The sequence below is a fragment of the Filimonas zeae genome (assembly GCF_014641615.1).
Taxonomy (GTDB): domain Bacteria; phylum Bacteroidota; class Bacteroidia; order Chitinophagales; family Chitinophagaceae; genus Filimonas; species Filimonas zeae.
This window is the reverse complement of the sequence record NZ_BMIB01000002.1, coordinates 1,215,739-1,235,280: the sequence shown is the minus strand read 5'-3', so window position 1 is coordinate 1,235,280 and position 19,542 is coordinate 1,215,739. Positions and strand designations below refer to the sequence as shown.

Sequence of the window (19,542 nt, the reverse complement as noted above, 5' to 3'; positions counted from 1 at the left end):
ATCAAAATCCCCCACCTCGCAATCAAAACTCTTATTGGGTATGCCAGGTTGTATATCTTTAATCTGGTTAGTAATTAAGTAATTGGTTTTAATCAAACCCACTGTTTTATCCCTGCTGTTTTTTATTCGACCCCTTGCTGCCTAAACCGGTAATGTATTGAAAAGTACATTGCCGGGGACGGCTAACAACCCCAAAAATTCCCCTTCTTCTGCATAAAAAAGGGCCAGGTAGAAACCCGGCCCGTTAATGCACGTGAGAAAACGAATTTATTTTTGAATGTCGTCTGTTTTTACACCTCTTTTCCGGCTGGTATTTTCAGAAAGCTTACCAAAGTTCCATCGCACACTTACATCAATAGTTCGCTGGCGAAACCGGTTGGTTACATCCTGTACAAAGTTTTTGTCAGCAAATTTTCTGCGGTAAGTCATATACTCTTGCAGGAAATTATTGGCACGCACCGTAATTCTTAGTTTATTATTCAGCAGTTTGTACGCAAAGCCCGCATCGTACCAATAGTTGAAAGGAAATTTGCCTTGTAACTGAACCGGCGATTGCCAGAAACCACCGCTGTTAAAAAAGGAGAATTTTTTAGTGATATCAAATGTATTACTCAGGTTACCATTGCCACTGAACCCTTTGTTATGCTGCGCCGGGTTAAATTTATTTCTCAGGTTGTTGTACTGGACACCTGCATTAAGATTCATGGTCCAGAAGCTTACTGGCTTTAGATTCAAACTAAGGCTTAACGAAGTAAATCTGTTTTCTCCTATGTTGTCCGGTATCATGGCGGCAACGCCTGTAGCAGCATCAAATACGGTGTACTTAACAATTTGCGTGTTACACAGGTTTTGAGACAGGCTTATGGATAAGCTATTTGAGTTTTTAAAGTAACTGTAGCTCAGGCTTACCACGTGGGTAACTTCCGGCTTTAGATTGGGATTGCCATAGCTGATATTTAAAGTGTCTATGTTGTTTACAAAAGGGTTCAGATCCCAAATAAAAGGACGGCGAAGCCGCTTGGTATAACTGAGGGAGAAATCATGAGATTCCTTGTACTTTCTGGACAGGTAAAAAGTGGGAATGAAGTTGTAGTAGTTCTGATGCAGACTTTCGCCAGAGGTTTTGAAAGTGCCAGATACCTGTGTGTTTTCCAGGCGGCCACCCAGCTTCAGGTTCAGGCTGCCTATAGCTTTATTATAAATCAGATAAGCGCTGTAAACATCCTGGCGGTACGAAAAGCGGTCGCTATTGGCGGCATCTGTTACATATTTATCACTTTTGTCTTTATACATGGCCTCGTATACTGCGCTGGCGTTGCGGAATATGCCTTTTGCGCCTATCTCCAGCTTTTGTTTTGCGGGAAGGGGCAATACAAAGTCAGATTGCAAAACGTACTGTGTATTCTTTTCCTGGTTGTTGTTTTTAATCTGCTTCCTTTCCGTTTCACTCATCTGATCGTTGTTGTTATAAGAGTTAGAGCCAGAGTATTGCCGGTTTAGCTTTACAGACCATTCTTTGTTAGGCTTACCTGCAAATTTTTTAATAAAGTCCATTCCCTGATCATTGTACACGTAGGGGAATTCTGCCGTTTCTCTGAAGGTGCTGTAGGCAGTATCTGAATACTCATGGTTGATTACTGCTACCTCTCTTGTCTGCCACCGGCTGAATGGATTGTTACCGCCATTGATATATCCGCTTACTGTATGCAAGCTGTCAATGTCGTAGCTTATTTCGGTGGATATATCCCACCAATGGTATTGGTTATTGCCCGTACCATCCAGTATGCGTTTGGAATAGGTAGAAGGTACAAGCGCTTCTGTAACAGATTGTGTTGTGAAATCACGGTTTTTACCATGACCTCTGCTGGCGCTGCCTGTAAAGCCCCATTTACCATACTTGATATTCAATGAGCCATTTTGAAGATTACGCAGTGTGCGATAGCTGCTTCCCAGGCTGGCGTTGTAGCCTGATACTGGCTTTTTAGTGATGATATTGATAATGCCACCTGTGCCTTCTGCATCATATTTAGCAGAAGGGGAGGTTATGATTTCTATTTTTTTGATAGAGCCAGCCGGAAATGATTTCAGTGCCTCCTTCGGATCCTTGGCAAAAATGCCTGCCTCTTTTCCGTTCAGCAGAATTCTGTAATTAGGCTGTCCTTTCAGCTGAATATTGCCATCCCCATCAACAGATACAAAGGGGGCTTTTCTCAGTGCATCAGTGGCTGTTTGTCCATCCATTGTTACATCCGCTTCCACATTATACACCATTTTGTCTTCTACCTTTTCTATCAGAGCCTTGCGGGTGCCTGTTACTATTACAGAACCAGTTGTGTCGCTGGCTGGTACCAGCCATAACACTGCGGGTAATGTGCCGGAAAAAGGCAGTCTGCGTTCGCGGTAAGAAGTATGGTTAATAAGCAGCTCGTATGAGGCAGTGTCTTTAACACTTATTTCAAATACTCCGTCCTCCTTGCTGATGAGCTGTTGTACAGGCTTGCCTGCATCATTGGTTTTGAATAGCGCAATAGTGGCAAAGGGAATGGGCTTTTGAGTGGAGCTGTCGGTCAGTTTTACCTGCCGCTTTGTTTGCGCATGAGCTGCCTGTAATATACAGCATATAAAAAGAGTCAGGTAAAATGGTTTCATGGCTATGGGTTTTGATCAGGTATAGGCATAGCAATCCCTGTTGAAAGGAATTTTTCAAAAAAAGATTGCTATGCCCCGGGAAGAAGATGTATTATTTGAAGTCTACAGTGCAGTAGGTACAGCGAAGCTCAAAGCGTAGGCCGCTACCGTCGCCTACTTTGGCTGTGAAATTGGTGTTAGAGTCATTACGGCGTACAGAAAGTGATCTTACCTGCACCTGCTCTGCTGTTTTGAGTGCCCTTTCTACTTTTTCATTTACCCATTCCGTATTAATATTCACGTTGCCGTTTGAAACCGTTACGGAGTCGGTATAGTAATAGGTAGTGGCCGGATTAGGTGGAGTGGGTGCTACGGCTGGTGTTGGAGGAGTAGGTGGAGTAGGAGGAACAGCGCCTATAGTGGCTGATCTGGCCGGTTTGTTTTTGGCAGTGGAAGGCAGTGTATCACTAACGGGTAGCGGAGTTTTTTCAAAAGAAGCATATACATTGTTATAGCTACCTTCCATTTTAACGCTGTAGTTTTTAATGTCGCTGGCAGGTAAGCGCAAGTCTGCATATTTGTTATTTAGTTTAACCAAAGTAGCACCCGCATCAAAATGTCTGATTTTTATATCAGCATTAGCGCCTTCCATATCAATACTATTAAGCAGCGTACCTATGCGCAGTGTGCCGTAGTTTTTTCTGCCGCGTACAGTGCGGGCATTATCTATATCATATTCATCATTACTACTGCGGATGGTTGCTTTGTTTACGGTTAAAATTTCAATATTGGTATACTTACTGTCAATATCCAGTTCGTCCGCATTTTTTATAGAAACCCTGCTATTGTTTATTTCAATTTCTCCGTCTTTTACACTTAATAGCGATACATTGTCGTGCTGGCTCCGCATTATCAGCCGGTCTACATCGCCTGCGGAAATATTGGCGTTAGAAGATACAAGCTTGAGAGAAGCTACCTTGCCTGACAGGCTTAATTCTCCATTTCTGATATCTGCCTCTACTTTTAATTGCTGGGGAACATAAATGGTAAGTATCCGCTTTTTATTTACCAATCTCGCTGCTTTGCCATCGCCTTCAAATACAGCGAAATTGCCTGATCCATAGCCTTCAAAGCTGACAATACTTTTTGAAATAATGCGGAAGCTTCCCCCGAATTTCTTCCAGCTAATGTTGAGTTTTTCAAACCAGGCTTCATCGCTCAGAGACGATTCGCCACGATATACAACCGTAGTGCTTATTTTAACCTTCGGTTTATCCCAGGTTTTTATTTCTACGGTTCTCCGGTCACTTTCCAGTAAAAGATCCAGACCATTTTCCAGGTCTGTTTCCACGCTGATTGTTTTTTCATTCTCTGGTTCAGTAGCCTGTTTTTTTCGCTCTGCTGCCAGTGCACTGTCTTTGGTGGTAAGCCTGCCTTTGCCTTCTTTTTCCTGTGCATAGCCGGTAATGTGCAGAGCCAATATAAATACGGGTATAATAAAATATTTCATAATGCTTTTTTAAATATCCATGTATGATTTGGATGCGGGAGCCGCAGTTCCATTTTGCCTGTAATGTTTGTTGGTTTTGATAATTTCTGCCTGTAGTAACCTTAAAACTTTCAGTTTTTGTTCGTAAATGTTAATCAGTTCATCCAGTTGCTCCTCGGTAATTTGTCCTTTGTTTACGCGTTTTTTCCACGCTTTCTCATCTTCATTCAATTGGTAAAACTGTTTTTTGAATGCGCTGAAATAATCTGCGTTTTCGGCGTAAAGCGGAGTAGCCCGTATTTGCTTTAACTGTGTATTGATGATATGTATAAAACCTGCCTCCATATGCTGCAGCGGAGAGGGCTCGTAAAACTCTTTGGGTTCTGAATCAGGTACGTTATTCGTTTTTTCTTTGTCAGTGCCTTGTGCAATAATTTCCTGGCTTTTAGTAATAGCCATTTGGGGTTGTTGCTTTTTAGCCGGGGCCGTTAACTGCTCAGGCTGCCCGAATTTTGTAGCAGCGCCTGCTTCCTTGTTAGCAGAAGAGGAGTCTTGCTTTTCAGCAGGCAAATGGGTTTCTGCTGTAAAACTGCCAGAAGGGTTTGTTGGGCGGGAGGGTAATAGCCACCATGCAGCTAAAGCCAGAAGCCCGGTTATACAAGCCGCAGCTGCCCGGCGCAGGAATATCGGTTGTATTGTGGCTTTGCTTTTTGGGGAAGCCTGCGCCTGCTGTTGAATATGTTGCCATACCTTATCACGCGGCCGGTCTGTGTCCAGATCATCCACATGCTCCTGTAAGTATTGTTTAAAACGATCCATCTGTTGCAACTTTTTTGGTTAAACGTTCCTTCAGTAACTGCCTGGCCCGTTGGTACTGGCTTTTACTGGTACTTTCCGAAATACCCAGTAAACCGGCAATTTCTTTATGCGCGTAATCTTCCAGGGTGTACAGGTTAAAAATCTGGCGGCAACCATCGGGCAGCAGTTTTATTTCCTGCTGTATCAACTCCGGCGAAACCAGCAACCACCAATCATCATCTGTATCGTCAGCCATATCATCATACTGCTCGTTCCAGTCGCTCCAGTAAAAGGTTTGTTTGGCAAAGCGGATGCACTCAGTCATCACTATTTTTCTTAACCAGCCACCAAACAGGTGGTCTTCCTTTAACTGATGCAGTTTTTGAAAAGCAATAATGAAGGCTTCCTGCAGAATGTCTTCTGCATCGTTACGCGTGCCTGTCATACGGGTGCAGATATTAAACATACCTCTGTTATATTGCTGATATAACCAGGATAGTGCTTCGCTATCGCCCCCGCGGGCTTTTCTCACGTTTGCTGTCAGTATGTGTGCTGTTTGTTCCAAATGCTTCTTCCTATACTAAGAGTGCAGGATGTTAAAAAGGTTGGAAAAAATAAGAAACTTTTTTTAGGAATTTCTTAGGTATATTATTTGTGCCACTCATGGCTTTTTCCGGATCTTTTTAAAAATGTACTTATGTGGGATCAGTTTGAACGTGCTTTAGACCATTTACCGCCTGTATTATGGAATCTGATACTCCTGGGGTTAGGAGTAGCGCTGGGGTTGGTGGTAAAATTTCTTCTTACGGTGTTATTAAAGTTTTACGCAAAACGCAACAATTACTCTTTAATAGGGTCTTTCCTCCGGCGTTTGGGCAAGCCTGTGAACTATTTTTTGCCGTTGCTGGCAATTAATGCCCTTATTCCTGCTATGAAGCTTCGGGCCAGGGTTGAATTGCATCTGGGCCGTATTGCCGAAATACTGCTTACGGTAGCCTTTGCGGCGGTACTGATTGGAGCGGTAAAGCTGATGGAGGATTATGTATACCATAAATATGACCTTTCTAAGCCTGATAACCTACGGGAACGTAAAATCCGTACACAACTCCAGTTCATCCGCAAGTTTGTAATCAGTCTTATTGTAATACTAACCATTTGTGCGGTGTTGCTCAGTTTTGAAAGCCTGCGAAAAGTAGGGGCAGGTTTATTAACCGGTGTAGGTATAGGAGGTATTATTATTGGTTTTGCAGCGCAGAAATCTTTAGGGAATCTGTTGGCAGGCTTTCAGATAGCTTTCACCCAACCCATTCGTATTGATGATGTGCTGGTGGTAGAAGGGGAGTGGGGTAGAGTAGAAGAAATTACATTAACCTATGTAGTACTTAATATCTGGGATAAGCGACGTCTGATATTACCTATCAACTATTTTATTGAAAAGCCTTTTCAAAACTGGACACGTACAGGTTCTGATATACTGGGTACAGCCTTTTTTTACCTGGATCATACAGCGCCCATTCCGGCTATACGGGCTGAATTAACCCGTTTACTGGAGGCGAGTCCTATCTGGAACAAGCAGGTAAATGCCTTACAGGTAACCGATGTTAAAGAAAGAACGATTGAAATACGGGCGTTGATGAGTGCTCAGAATTCCGGAATGGCATTCGATCTGCGTTGTTATGTGAGAGAGAATATGCTCCGGTTTATTACAGAAAATTATCCGGAATGCCTTCCTAAAAACAGAGCAATAGTAGAAGATGGTCCTTTAGATAAGCAACCGGCTACCGAGGTGTAGGGAATTGATGTAAATACATCAGTTGTACCTAGAAACAGGGATAAATTAAGTGTATTGCACACATTACTTTTGTTGGGCAAGGTATTTACAAACGTATTTGTTTTAACCCTAAGCCCTTGCTAAGAGTGGAATGTAGCCGGTGTTTTCACCGGCTTTTTTTTGCTATATCCTAGCCAACCACCCTTATTCCGGAAGCCGTAAGGCGAATTTCACGGGCAGGCTGGGTGATGGCTTCTATTTCAGAGGCTGTTTTTTTCGCATCTTCTGCGTAGTGGCGCAATTCCTGAACGGAAGTTTCTTTTATAAAAGACTCTCCTTCAATGATAACCGTTTTACCTTTTATATCCAGCGGCACAAAAAAGCCGTAATCTTTCATTTTTACAAATGCTGTAGTACTGTCGTTCACCTGCAATTTCATCCAGCATCCTTTTTTAGGGCAAACATCCAGTACTTTGGCGCTTACTTTCACATTAGCTTTTTGTGCGGATTGTAAAACCTGAGGCAGGCTGTTAATGTTCCGTACATTTTCCGTTGTCACAGAATCGCCATAAATGGTGCCGGGACTGGCCACACCTTGCGGGGGCTGAGCCAATGATACCGAAACAGAAAGTGCTAATGCACCTGACAGGAAAAAAAAGAATTTCATGGCTTTGTTTTATTAATCCCTCCAAATTAAATAAATTACAGTACAAAATGTTCTGTAGGAGTATTTTTAAAAAAATGTAGTAGTTATACTACAGTATAATCATTGTTATTTTACATTACTGTAGTAATGGATTACTTAACTTCGCCATCCTGTAAAGTTGTAAAGCGTGACAGTTTAAAATAAATTGGTTTTTCACGGGTTAATTACTACTCTAATAACCCAAGGGGAAGGGACCGTTATTCTTAACGGTCCATATTTTTTATACCTCTGACGAAAGCAGCAAAAGAATAAGCGTACCAGACCCACTTTTACTCTGCACCATAATATGACCTTTAATTAATCCAATCAGTTCTTTTACCATTGCCCATCCCAGGCCATGGGCCTCATTTTCAATCATAAAATCCTTCACCGCCTGCCGGTTATTACACCAGTTAACCAGTTCCGGGGCCATGCCAATACCAGTATCCTGTATACATAACTGTAATTTTCCCCGATGCTGGTTTGCCGAAAAGTAAATGTGTCCATTAGAGGTGTATTTTATGGCATTGTCCAGCAGGTTATGAATAATAACCGATAAAAGCTCTTTATTGGTGCAAACCAGCAGGTGAGCCGGAATATTATTTACTACTTTGTTATTCTGAGAACTGATCATTTCCTTAAAAATGGAAATTTTCTCCTGCACCAGGTCGTCCAGGTTAAAACTGGAGGTGGTTATAGGGGTGTCTTCCTGATAAAGAGAAGCATATTGCAGCAGATTATTGGTAAAATGGTACATCTGAAATGCGGATGTATAGATAGCACGGATGCTTTGCTCAGAATTGCTGTTGAGTTGTTTGGAATTGCGATACAGATTTTTGCCGGTAAGCATAAGATACTTAAGCGGACTTTTAATGTCGTGTGTAATAGCAGCAATCAGTTTTTTTTGCAACCTTGATTGCTGGCGTAATCCATCTCTGGAGTTTTCCAGTGCCTTTACAGTTTCATTCAATAACAAGGTGCGTGTATTTAATTCCTGTATAGTTTGGGTAAATACGGTAAAAAAGTAATATTGAACAAAGGAGATAAATAGCAGATTCACCAGTAATACAATAGCCAGGACGGGCCCTTTACTAACCTGAACACAAAATGCCGGCACAGTGGCTGTATACTGCACCCAAAACAAACCCAGGCAGGGGAGCAGGCAGAAAAGTGTGTATACGCAGGCCCATACCTTACCCAGAACATAAAAACAGCACAGGCTTACAAGTAAAGCAAACTGTAAAGTGATAATATGGGTGTTTTGCAAGTGTGTACAAAGCAAAGCCCACACTACTCCGGTTTGTATCAGAAATATCAGGTGCGTCCAGCGCAGGGAAGAGTGTTTTATCAGCAATAGCAACTGCGTGCCGATAAAAACAGAGGCGTAAAAGAGGGTATGAAGTGCACTGAAAGGTTCCCCTGAACTCACATAATAAATCATGAGAAAAAAGGGCGTAAAACCGGCTGGTAAAAGTGTAAAGGCAAGAATTTTAAACTGCACCTGCGCAAGGGTTTTGCCAGATGTATCTCTGAAATTGGGTGTGGGTTGGATCGGGAACGACATGCTTTATATAGTAACAGGGTATCTCTAATGCGCCGCCATAGCCCGTTTAGGGACCTATAGGCTACGCTTACCAAATGCAGGTCAAAATACGGGCTTTATTTTATGAAACAGCATTTTTTGCAAACACCGTTTAAGGGAGTTGTAGCCGTTATACTACCCTGGGGCTGGTAACGTAGTAGTTATACTACAGTGTTCAACGGTTTTTTGTATGACATTTGTCATCCTTTTGCCGGTACTGTTTTCCATTCCATAACTATTAATTAATGAACAGCTTTTTCATATTTTGTACTTCCGGCAATAGTTTTCTTAATGTTTCCTTCCCGCTTTGGGGCTGGGCTATTTTGTTAGTCAATAGTATTGTATTTCCCGCTTATGTCTATTACTCCGTACGTAAGGTTAAAAAGCTGGATAATACAATCAGACTATATAACGAAGAGTTGCTGGCAACTGTACGGGATATCAGGGGCAGGCAACAGGAATGGCAGTATAAATCTGATTTTCAGAAGAAGATCATCGCAGCAATTGTACATGGTGTTAAAAGCCCGTTGAAATATATGTCTCTAACCGGGCGGCAATTGCTTAACAGGAAGGAGCTGGATGGCAATCTACGGGAAATTATAAATAGCATGTATAGATCTTCGCATCACTTGTATGCGTTTACCGATAATCTGCTTGCTTATGTGAAATTGTACCTGCATGAAAATAAACCTGTTACCACAACATTCAATCTGCATGAGTTGGTGGATGAAAAAATTTCCATTTTTAGAGATATTGCTGTTGCCAAGGGATGTGTGATTAATAACCATGTGCACCCCAATATGAATATGTCTACCGACAGGCAATTATTGTCTATTATCATGCATAATTTAATAGACAACGCAGTGAAATTTACAGCGGAAGGAGCCGTCACTCTTTCAGCATTCATTACTGAACGGGGAGTGCATCTGGCTGTTCAGGATACAGGAATAGGAATGGATGAAAAGCTTACAGCGCAATTACACGGTAAATCTATGGATTATGAACCGGGGTTGGGGTTGGCAATTACCCATCACCTGTTGAATATGATTGACGGAAGGCTGGAAATAAGAAGCAGGATGGGAGAAGGCAGCACTATCATTATTATATTTGACCAGGATGTATAAAACTTAAGAAGGCTGGCTGTTTATATAATAGAGTTGTCGTACAACTTTATTTTCTCCACAAGTTCTACTAAGTTGCTGATTTTCAATTTTTCAAATATGCGGTTCTTGTAGGTGCTTACGGTAGATAACTGCAGATGCAGCGCGCGTGAAATTTCTATAAGACTAAAGCCCTGAACCAGAAAACGGGCTACTTCAATTTCCCGGTTAGATAGCGTATGCAGGGGATTCGAGGGGGCATTTTTTTTACCGTTGGTCATCACCATTTGTACAAGCACATCTTTTACCTCCCGGCTCATGTACTGTTCATCACTTAACACAGTTTCGATAGCCTTTTTTATCTGATCTTCCGATGCCAGTTTGTGCAGGTATCCATTTGCACCTGCCTGCAGATATCTGATAGCATAAAGTTGCTCGTCGTAAGCGGTGAAAATAAGAATTCTGATTCCTGGTTGCTTTAGCCGGGCTACATCCAGCATCTGAAGATTGTTTCCGCCAGGAATATTAATATCCAGTATCAGCAAATCGAATGGGCTTGCCCCCAGCATCTTCACTACTTTATTAAAATTATCCGCCTCAGAAATGGCGGCACCAGGAAGCCATTCATGTATAAAAAGCATTGTTCCATGTCGTACAATGGCATGGTCATCTGCTATCAAAATATGCATTACTGAATTTGATTGCTGAACGTAAACATACAAATAAATAAGCGGGAACTAAAAATCAGGTAGAAGCAGGTACTTCAAATGTGGTTTTGATACCTATATGTTTTTGTATCTTATAGATTTTATCAATGTTATCCCTTGAATACATTATACCCCGGAATGTTACCAAAGTCATGTGTTCCCTGACTTCTGATTCAAAAAACGTTAAAATTTGCTAAATGGATTTGCGGCAAATTTTGAACTACAGAAGGTTTTATTGTATGAGAATTAAATTTATGTGCCTATATTTATGTTATAAGTATGAAGCTACCCCTGAATCAAGGGTAATTAATACAAATCCAATCCTTAAAAACTATTGTCAATCTAAATCTTTTAAAACGATGTCAACTGTACGCCCCCAGTATGCAGCCCCGGTTTTCGGGCTTCTACGATGCAGTTCTCTGAGTAAAGAGCGCTATGCAAAAACCAAAATCCCATTTAACTGGCCTTCCGGTTCATTAAACGTTAATCATCTACTTTAAATTTTACGTGTATTGTTAAAGTAATCTTAACATACGGCTAACGCTGTGTAGATGATTCTTTGTGTTAAAATCAATTGATTTCCCATATCCCCATTCGTGAAAAAACCAAAAAAAATTGTATGGTAACCATTGGCATGATTGAAGATGATCCCAAAATCCGTGGAAATTTTCAAGACTATTTCAAGTACGACAGCCAGTTTAAGCTGAGTTTTTCTTACCATAGTTTAGAGCACTTTCTTTCTGAAGGTCAAATGCAGATAGAAGAGCCCTACATTACCTTTCTCGACATCAGCCTGCCTGGTATTTCAGGTTTAGAAGCAATTCCTATTCTTAAAAAATCACTTCCCAACACACATCTGGTAGTTTTAAGCGGCAATAGCGATCCTGACATTGTATGGAATGCTATTACCAAAGGAGCGCGCGGCTATCTGCTAAAGCCTTTTTCTATTAACAACATCAAGTCAAATATTCAGGTAGTTAAAAATGGTGGCGCATTGCTGTCTCCTGAAATTGCCCATATTCTGATTGATCGTTTAAATGAAGAGAAGCCCCAGAAAACCTACCGTCTGAAGTTTCTTACAAAGAGAGAGCAGGATGTGCTGGAGCAATTGCTGAAAGGGTTTACTTATAAAGAAATTGCCAATGTGCTGTCTCTTTCCGTTACTACTATTAATGATCATATCAAAAACATTTATAAAAAAATGAACGTCAACTCTAAAGCAGAGTTGCTTACTGTGTTCCTGCGATAATTGCCTGGGCATGTAACAGCAGAGGAGTATTATGGATGTAAAGTTTGTGAATATATTGTCGCATGAGTTAAGATCACCCCTAACCACCGTGCAAACCAGTGCTGAGATACTGGATTACTTGCTTAGTTCGGATATTATGGACACCGGAGTCATGAAAAAACATGCCCGGCGCATAATGGATGAAGTGGCAGATATGGCGCTGCTGTTGGAAAAAGTGCTGGCTATGAGTCGTTTGCAAAACAGTCAAACGGGCTTTAGTCCAACCATGGCAGACCCGGTATCTTTTCTCGGGGAGGTATTAGAAAGGTCGTTTTTACATGGGCGCCATGCAGAAAAAATTCTTTTTTCTGTGAAGGGAGAGCCCAGGCCTGCATTAATTGATCCTTTTATGCTTACGCATATTGTAAACGGATTAATTGATAATGCCTTCAAATATTCCTGCAATCATATCAATTATTCTACGCCAAAGCTGCGGTTGTCTTTTCAACCGTCGCTTTGGCGCATTATAGTATTAGATACCGGCATTGGCATAACCAGCGCCGACAAGAAAAACCTGTTTAATTCCTTCGCAAGAGGCTCTAATGTGGGGCATATTCAGGGAACCGGACTAGGGCTTGAAATCATAAAGTATTTTGTAAGGTGCCATAAGGGCATCATACATATAAAGAGTATTGAGGGGAAGGGTACTGTAGTAGTTGTGGATTTACCATATTAAACTAATGGCGCCCCTTGTTTCAGGGGTGCTGTACATGCAATAAAAAAAATTTATTTGCACAGTGGGATGCTTTCAGTTTACCCATAGGGTACCTATTGAAACCAGCCGCTAAACCTTTGTAACATGGAACAATTAAACGCTGTAGCTAAAACGCCTGAGCCTGGAATGCCTGAAGTGGATGATAGTTCTGGCAAAAGAGGGCAGTTTGGTCGCGTAATATGGAAGTATTGCGTTGGGGTAGTATTAGCCGTTTGCTTTGCTTTTGTAGCAAAGTCTCAACCGGTTATTAATTCTTTTTCTCCATCTTCAGGGGTGGTAGGCATTTCTGTTACCATCTCTGGTAGCGGATTCAACGCAGCTGCTGCCAATAACATTGTGTATTTTGGCCCGGTAAAGGCTAAAGTAAACAATGCAACCGCCACATCAATAAACGTTACTGTTCCTGCAGGCGCTGGTTATGGTCCTGTAAGCGTTACTACAAGTGGTTTAACGGCTTCCAGCAAGTCGTTTTTTACTCCAATATATACTACGTGCGCTTCCGTTCTTAGCTCTGCAACTCCTTTTTCATCTTCAGCTACTTCTCCTTCAAGCGCTACGGGAACACGCATTAATACGATGGATATAGATGGGGATGGTAAGCCCGATCTGGTTACATTTAATAATTTCTCCGTTAATGTATTTCTTAACACCACCGGCACTGCCGGAGGTGATATTACGTTTGCAGGCAAATACCCGCTGGATTTTCCAGCAGGGACTAATAGTCATCAACATTATGGTGCAGTAGTAAGTGATATCGATGGAGATGGCAAACCAGATATTGCATTTGTTAACAATACTGCTTCACGTTTACTTATTTATCGTAACCTTAGTACAACCGGCAATATCTCTTTTTCTGCAGCTACAGTTTATACAGGGTTTTCCGGCGCTCTGGCGCTTACATCAGGCGATTTTAATGGAGATGGTAAAACAGACCTGGCAGTAGTAAATGGTTCTACCGTAAAATTTTTAAAAAATATTTCAACCGTTGGTAATATTGATTTGCAGGAGGAAGGTACTCCGGTAACAACGGGTTCTGGTCCTTTTCATATTTCCAGTGCTGATTTTGACGGAGATGGAAAGGTTGATCTGGCGGTATCTAATAGTACTTCTAATACAGTTTCTTTTTTCAGAAATACTTTTGCTGGCAATGCCAGTACCGATCCTATTGCATTTAGTAATGGGTTACAGGTTGCGGCAGGAACAAATCCGCAGGGTATGGCTCTGGGAGATCTGGACGGGGATGGTGTTATGGATATCGCTTTGTTAAATGGCGGCACTTCCGGGGTAATCAGTTTTATGCGTAACATCAGTTCAAGCGGTAATATATCCTTTACACGCACAACGTTAACTCCTTCTGGTGCTGTTAATCTTGCGGGCCGCATTGCGTTAACAGATCTGGATGGAGACAACAAGGTTGATGTAATAGCAGGTTCAGCAGCAAGTGCAATTTATTGTTTTAAAAATACCAGCCCTACAACAGGGGGAACTATTACTTTTAATAACACTCCAGTTGCCGTAGCTACCGGTGTAGCAAACGGTCAGCCAGTTGGCGTTTGTGCAGGGGATTTTAACAACGATGCCCGCCCGGATCTGGGTGCTGTTAATGCGGGTAGTGCGAATGTGGATGTGTTTATCAACAAGATAAGCAAAGTAGTGGTAAATAACATGACCCCTGTTACGGGTACTCAGGGTACAGATATTACATTGATAGGCACCGGGTTAGGTTGTGTTGATAAAGCAACCATCGGCGGTGTATCTGCTATATTTGGAAGCGCTGATGAAAACACAGTAAAGATAACTGCGGGTGCGGGAAATACAGGAAATGTATTATTGTATACTGCAGGTACAGGAAGTCAGTATCTGGGGCCTAAGTTTACTTTCGTCGTAGCTCCAACAAACCTTTCCTACGCCGTAAAATCAGCCGATACTACTATCTCTGTTACATATGGAACAGAATCCTTTACCAATAGTCCGGTATTAAATGATGGTGGGGGTGGTGTAGTGTTCACCATTGAATCTGGAGCAGTTGCCGGTATTAATATCAATGCCAATACTGGTCAGATTGGATGGATTTCTACATTGGCAGTAGGGGAATACCGTTTAAAGGTAAAAGCGGAAAACAGCGCAGGTTCAGTTTCTGCTTTTATGACTTTGAAAGTGGTGCCGGATGTGCCTAAAGATCTGGCATATTTCAGTAATCCTTACGGTGCCATTTATGCGTCTGCCGGAAGTACGGGAACTACAACAAGTGGCGATGTATGGGTTGACTGGAAAGGCCAAACGGGTACTTTCAGCATATCTGCTTTGTCGCCTGCTTCTCCTGGCATAACCATTAATCCTGCAAATGGTCAGGTTACCTGGAGTTCTTCTGTTGCTGTTGGTTTGTATACTATTGTTGTTGCGGCAACTAACGATGCAGGGGAGGTAAAAACCACTATAGAGCTGAAGGTATCGCCGCAGGTACCTACCAATCTTTCTTATCCTGCGCCCAATCCGCTTACTATAAAGTATGGTAACATTGGCGGTGTTAATATGTCTTCTGCCATGTCATGGCATGGAGAAGCTGGTACATTTGCTTTAACAAGTACAGGACTTCCGTCTGGTTTTACACTTAACACAAATACAGGCCGCATTACCTGGAATAACTCCATACCAGTTGGTGGCCCTTATGTTTTGCGGGTAACTGCAACAAATACTGCCGGAACCAGTGCACCTGCTACATTTACTTTGAATGTAGAAGCAGAGGCTCCAACTGATTTAACGTACGCTTCGCCTGTTTTAGGAAACTTTGGTTCGGCAGGTTCAACAGCCGCGCCAACTGTAAACTGGCATGGAAGCACGGTAACTTATGCGCTTACCAACGCATCAGATTTGCCTGCAGGTATTACTATTAATACTACCACAGGTGTTGTTTCCTGGCCCTCTACATTGGCAGTGGGCACTTATACTATTAAAGCAAGGGGACAAAACGCCGTTGGATTCAGCAATGAGGCAAGTTTTGAATTAAATATACGTCCGCTTGTTCCCTCAACATTCTCCTATAATTCACCCATTGAAGCGCCTTTTGGTACTGCAGGCAGCGCCGCTGTGGCCACTGCTCCCAACTGGAACGGAGAAACCGGAACATTCTCTATTGGTAATCCGGCAGATATTTCAAGCGGTATTACTATAAACCCAACTACCGGAGCCATATCGTGGACAAACAGTGTACCTGTTAACTCATGGCCTGTTCAGGTAGTTGCCACCAACTCCCGTGGTTCTCAAAGCATTACTGTAACTCTGAATATATATTCTGAGCCGCCTACTAACTTTAGTTATGCTCCATCCACTACGTATAGTGCCGATTACGGCATGGCAGGAACTATTCCGGATTTACCGGTTATCAACTGGCATGGTCATATAGGCACCTACTCAATAAGTAGCGTTAGTCCTCTGCCTGCTGCCGGTTTGGTGAGTATTAATGCAGCAGATGGCAAAATCAACTGGACGGCCAATCTGGCGGCGGGTTTTTATACAGTTACTGTAAGAGCCACCAATAACAAAGGAAGTATTACTACCACTTATACCTTAAATATTAAACCTACCGCACCGGAACTTCCTGTTTACACGCCGCCTTCCAAAGGTGCTATCACAGGTACTGCAGGAGCATCTGAAGCACCTGTGGTAAGTAACTGGAATGGCGAAACCGGTACTTTTGAATTATCAGGTACTTATCCTGCAGCTATCACATTGGATCCTGCTACGGGTATAGTAAGCTGGAGCAATACACTTGCTGTTGGTACCTACGCCGTTAAGGTGAGGGCTAAAAACTCAATCGGCAGCAGTGCAGAGGGTACGTTTACTATAAATATTAATGCTTCGGCTCCAACTGAGTTTTATTACAACGATAATGGCGAAACTGCCATATTTACCGAGGCGGGTAACAGCCGTAATCCGGTAGTCAGCTTAGGTGGTGGTTCGGGAACTTATACTATAGAAACACCTGCCGTTTCTCCTGAAATCAGCATAAACAGTACTACAGGTGTAATCAGCTGGACGGGTAGCCTGGCTATTGGTTCCTATCCTTTCACTGTTAAGGTTACTAATGGAGTAGGATCGCTTACCACTCCGTTTACCTTAAATGTAGTTAAAGGTGCTCCAACAGGTCTTAGCTATACCCCCAATTCTGCTAGCATTGCATTAGGTGCTGTGGGTAGTTCAGCTACGCCAGCTATAAAATGGAGGGGCGAGGTAGGAACTTTCAGCATCAGCGGCGCTCCCACTGGTGTTACCATAAATACTACATCAGGTGTAATCAGCTGGGATAACACTGTACCTGCGGGTGCACCTTACGTACTTACCGTAAGTGCTGCCAACAGTCAGGCACCTGCTGCAACTGCTACTTATACTTTAATCATCAATGGGCAGGCACCAACCGATCTGAAATACGATCCTGATCACATCAATACTGATGCAGGTGTTGCCGGACAGTCTGATAAACCTACTGTAAACTGGCATAGCGATAAGGGAAGTTTTGAAGTAGTAAACAAAGCATCCTTACCGGCAGGTATTAGTGTGGATGCAGTTGAGGGTAATATTCTGTGGACGGATGATCTGCTGGTTGGAGAGTATAACATACAGATAAGAGCAGTGAACTTTACTGGTAGCAGCAATACTTTCACGTATAAGCTTGTTGTTTTACCGGGCAGACCAACCATTACTTATACGCCAGGCTTTACGGCTATTTTAACAGGGGGTACCGGTACTTCTGCCACGCCTGTTATAAAATGGAACAGTGCAACCAGCAGCGGTTCTATTGATGAGGCTAATAAAACTTATCCGGCAGGACTGGTTTCGCTGGATAAAACAACAGGTGTATTGAGTTTTAATGCGGCTTCCATTACAGAACCTGCCACTTATGACATTCTTATCGCAGTTGCAAATACAGAATCCAAGCAAGGTTTTGTTACCTATAAATTAATAATAGGTAAAGTTCCGTCTAACCTGCTGTATGCTACAAAGGGTTACGATATGTTAGAGGGTTCTTCCCTGGTTTCAACTACTCCAACTGTAAACTGGAATGGTGTTCAGGGCGTATTCAAGCTTTACGGAGCACCGGATGGAGTAACTATTGATGAAACAACAGGTGTTATCACCTTCGGGCCTACTGTGGCAGCGCAGCTGGATCCGTCAGATCCGCCTTACACATTTACTGTAAAAGCTGAAAGTAGTCTCGGTAGCAGTAATGAAGAAACTATCAGTTTAAGAGTTATAGCAAAAGCCGATGCTACAATTACCGGTGGGGCTACTATTTGCGAAAATGCGGAAGCAAACCTTACCATCAATCTTACCGGTACAGCTCCGTTTAGCTTTACCTATACAGATGGTACTACTAATTATACAGTAGAAGGTATTACCGAAAAAGCATTCCCGCTTAAAGTAAAACCAACTACCACTACTACCTATACTGTTACCAGCGTATCAGATGCAAATGGCAATGATAACCCTGTTACAGCAGGTTCCGACAAAACAACAGTTACTGTTTTACCAGCTCCTGAAGCAAGCATTCAGCCAATAAATCCTTGTCTGGGTGGTACGGCTACTTTAACTGCCAATGCCGGTACGGGATATGTATATACCTGGAGCAACGGAGGTACAGGCTTAACCACCACAGTAAATACCAGCGGAGATTATACGGTAACAGTTACAGGAAGTAACTCATGTGCAACTACTTCTGAGCCATTAACCGTTAAACTGAATACCATACCAACGGCTAAGCTGAACAGACCTGCCAATACCCTTATCTGCGAAGGCTTCAGCAAGCCATTAACAGCATCAGGTGGTTCATCTTACAACTGGTACAGAAACGGTGCTCTGGTAAAGGATTCTACTAAGTTTACTTACTATCCTTCTGCAGAAGGTAGCTATACAGTAGATGCGGTAAGTGCAGAGGGTTGTACTACCAAAGCTCCTGAGGTGGTAGTATTACAGTATGCCAGGAAGCCGAAAGCAGACTTTACTTACGATACTTATTGCCGTGATGTGGATATAAACTTTGTAAATAACAGTGATGAAGGTGGTGGCGAAATTCTGTATAAGTGGGTGTTTGATGCAGATAACGCCAGCACAGAAAAAGAACCTGTGTTTGCTTATAGCAAAGCGGGTGCTAAAACCATAACCCTCACAGCTACTTCTAAAGTATGTCCTGATCTGTCTGATATTAAAACAGTGAATGTGACTATTCAGGAGCCGGCTCCGGCACAACGTTATGAAGCTGTTAACGGTATCAACGGACGTTCTGTTACCTTAAAAGCACAGGCGAAAGGTGATACTTATTTGTGGACTTCTAAAGATGGTATGAATACAGGCTTAAGCGATGCCAATGTGGAGCAGCCTACGCTTAGAATTACCAAAGGCGATGAGTATACAGTAAAAATATCTACCAAAGCAGGTTGTGTTACCGTAGATACCCAACAGGTTAGAATATTTGCCGGCGCCCAGATATTTGTTCCTAAAGCATTTACGCCTAATAACGATGGTGTAAACGACAAATTATATCCGATTCCGGTGGGTATTCCTCAGATTACTTACTTCAGGGTATTTAACAGATGGGGTGTGTTAATGTACGAAACCAAACAGGCAGGCACACCAGGCAATGGTGTAGGCTGGGATGGTATGTATAAAGGAAAGCAACAACCATTTGATACTTATACATGGGTAGCGGAAGGTATTGATCTGGATGGTAAACCGGTTAGACTGAGTGGTAACTCTGTATTGCTCAGATAATTTAAAAAACTGTA

The 19,542-nt window shown here is 42.4% G+C and carries 12 protein-coding genes; 5 read left to right on the top strand and 7 right to left on the bottom strand.

Annotated features, from left to right (window positions below):
* Positions 1-267: 267 nt before the first annotated feature.
* The 4 genes from IEY13_RS11700 to IEY13_RS11685 all read right to left on the bottom strand — a co-directional run bounded on the left by IEY13_RS11700 (position 268) and on the right by IEY13_RS11685 (position 5,447).
* A complete protein-coding gene (locus IEY13_RS11700) occupies positions 268-2,649 on the bottom strand; it encodes an outer membrane beta-barrel protein (protein WP_188952152.1) in 2,382 nt (793 codons plus the stop codon).
* 91 nt (positions 2,650-2,740) lie between these two features.
* Positions 2,741-4,138 carry a hypothetical protein gene (locus IEY13_RS11695; protein WP_188952151.1) on the bottom strand — a complete coding sequence of 466 codons (1,398 nt, stop codon included), beginning with the start codon at positions 4,136-4,138 and terminating at the stop codon, positions 2,741-2,743.
* A gap of 9 nt (positions 4,139-4,147) precedes the next feature.
* Complete coding sequence (locus tag IEY13_RS11690) at positions 4,148-4,936, bottom strand: hypothetical protein (protein WP_188952150.1); 789 nt, start codon at positions 4,934-4,936, stop codon at positions 4,148-4,150.
* Complete coding sequence (locus tag IEY13_RS11685; RefSeq protein WP_188952149.1) at positions 4,923-5,447, bottom strand: RNA polymerase sigma factor; 525 nt, start codon at positions 5,445-5,447, stop codon at positions 4,923-4,925. The genes IEY13_RS11690 and IEY13_RS11685 overlap by 14 nt, the downstream gene beginning before the upstream one ends.
* A 165-nt stretch (positions 5,448-5,612) precedes the next feature.
* Here IEY13_RS11685 and IEY13_RS11680 point away from each other — a divergent pair, with 165 nt between their 5' ends.
* Positions 5,613-6,707: a mechanosensitive ion channel family protein gene (locus IEY13_RS11680; protein WP_188952148.1), complete on the top strand. Its 1,095-nt coding sequence runs from the start codon at positions 5,613-5,615 to the stop codon at positions 6,705-6,707.
* Between the two features lie 169 nt (positions 6,708-6,876).
* Here IEY13_RS11680 and IEY13_RS11675 read toward each other — a convergent pair whose 3' ends face one another.
* On the bottom strand, positions 6,877-7,353 hold the full coding sequence (locus tag IEY13_RS11675) for a DUF4920 domain-containing protein (protein ID WP_188952147.1): 477 nt from the start codon (positions 7,351-7,353) through the stop codon (positions 6,877-6,879).
* 259 nt (positions 7,354-7,612) lie between these two features.
* Entirely contained in the window at positions 7,613-8,935 is a 1,323-nt protein-coding gene (locus tag IEY13_RS11670; protein ID WP_188952146.1) for a sensor histidine kinase, read from the bottom strand.
* Positions 8,936-9,198: 263 nt separating this feature from the next.
* Between IEY13_RS11670 and IEY13_RS11665 the strand changes: the two genes are divergently transcribed.
* On the top strand, positions 9,199-10,077 hold the full coding sequence (locus tag IEY13_RS11665) for a sensor histidine kinase (RefSeq protein ID WP_188952145.1): 879 nt from the start codon (positions 9,199-9,201) through the stop codon (positions 10,075-10,077).
* Between the two features lie 20 nt (positions 10,078-10,097).
* On the opposite strand, the gene IEY13_RS11660 is transcribed toward IEY13_RS11665, so the two are convergent.
* On the bottom strand, positions 10,098-10,742 hold the full coding sequence (locus tag IEY13_RS11660; protein ID WP_188952144.1) for a response regulator transcription factor: 645 nt from the start codon (positions 10,740-10,742) through the stop codon (positions 10,098-10,100).
* Between the two features lie 637 nt (positions 10,743-11,379).
* Here IEY13_RS11660 and IEY13_RS11655 point away from each other — a divergent pair.
* The 3 genes from IEY13_RS11655 to IEY13_RS11645 all read left to right on the top strand — a co-directional run bounded on the left by IEY13_RS11655 (position 11,380) and on the right by IEY13_RS11645 (position 19,528).
* Positions 11,380-12,009, top strand: a complete 630-nt coding sequence (locus tag IEY13_RS11655) for a LuxR C-terminal-related transcriptional regulator (RefSeq protein ID WP_146835149.1) — start codon at positions 11,380-11,382, stop codon at positions 12,007-12,009.
* Between the two features lie 31 nt (positions 12,010-12,040).
* The gene (locus IEY13_RS11650; protein WP_188952143.1) at positions 12,041-12,724 is read left to right on the top strand and encodes a sensor histidine kinase; all 684 of its coding nucleotides are present in this window, start codon (positions 12,041-12,043) and stop codon (positions 12,722-12,724) included.
* Positions 12,725-12,847: 123 nt separating this feature from the next.
* Complete coding sequence (locus tag IEY13_RS11645) at positions 12,848-19,528, top strand: putative Ig domain-containing protein (protein WP_188952142.1); 6,681 nt, start codon at positions 12,848-12,850, stop codon at positions 19,526-19,528.
* Positions 19,529-19,542: the final 14 nt, after the last annotated feature.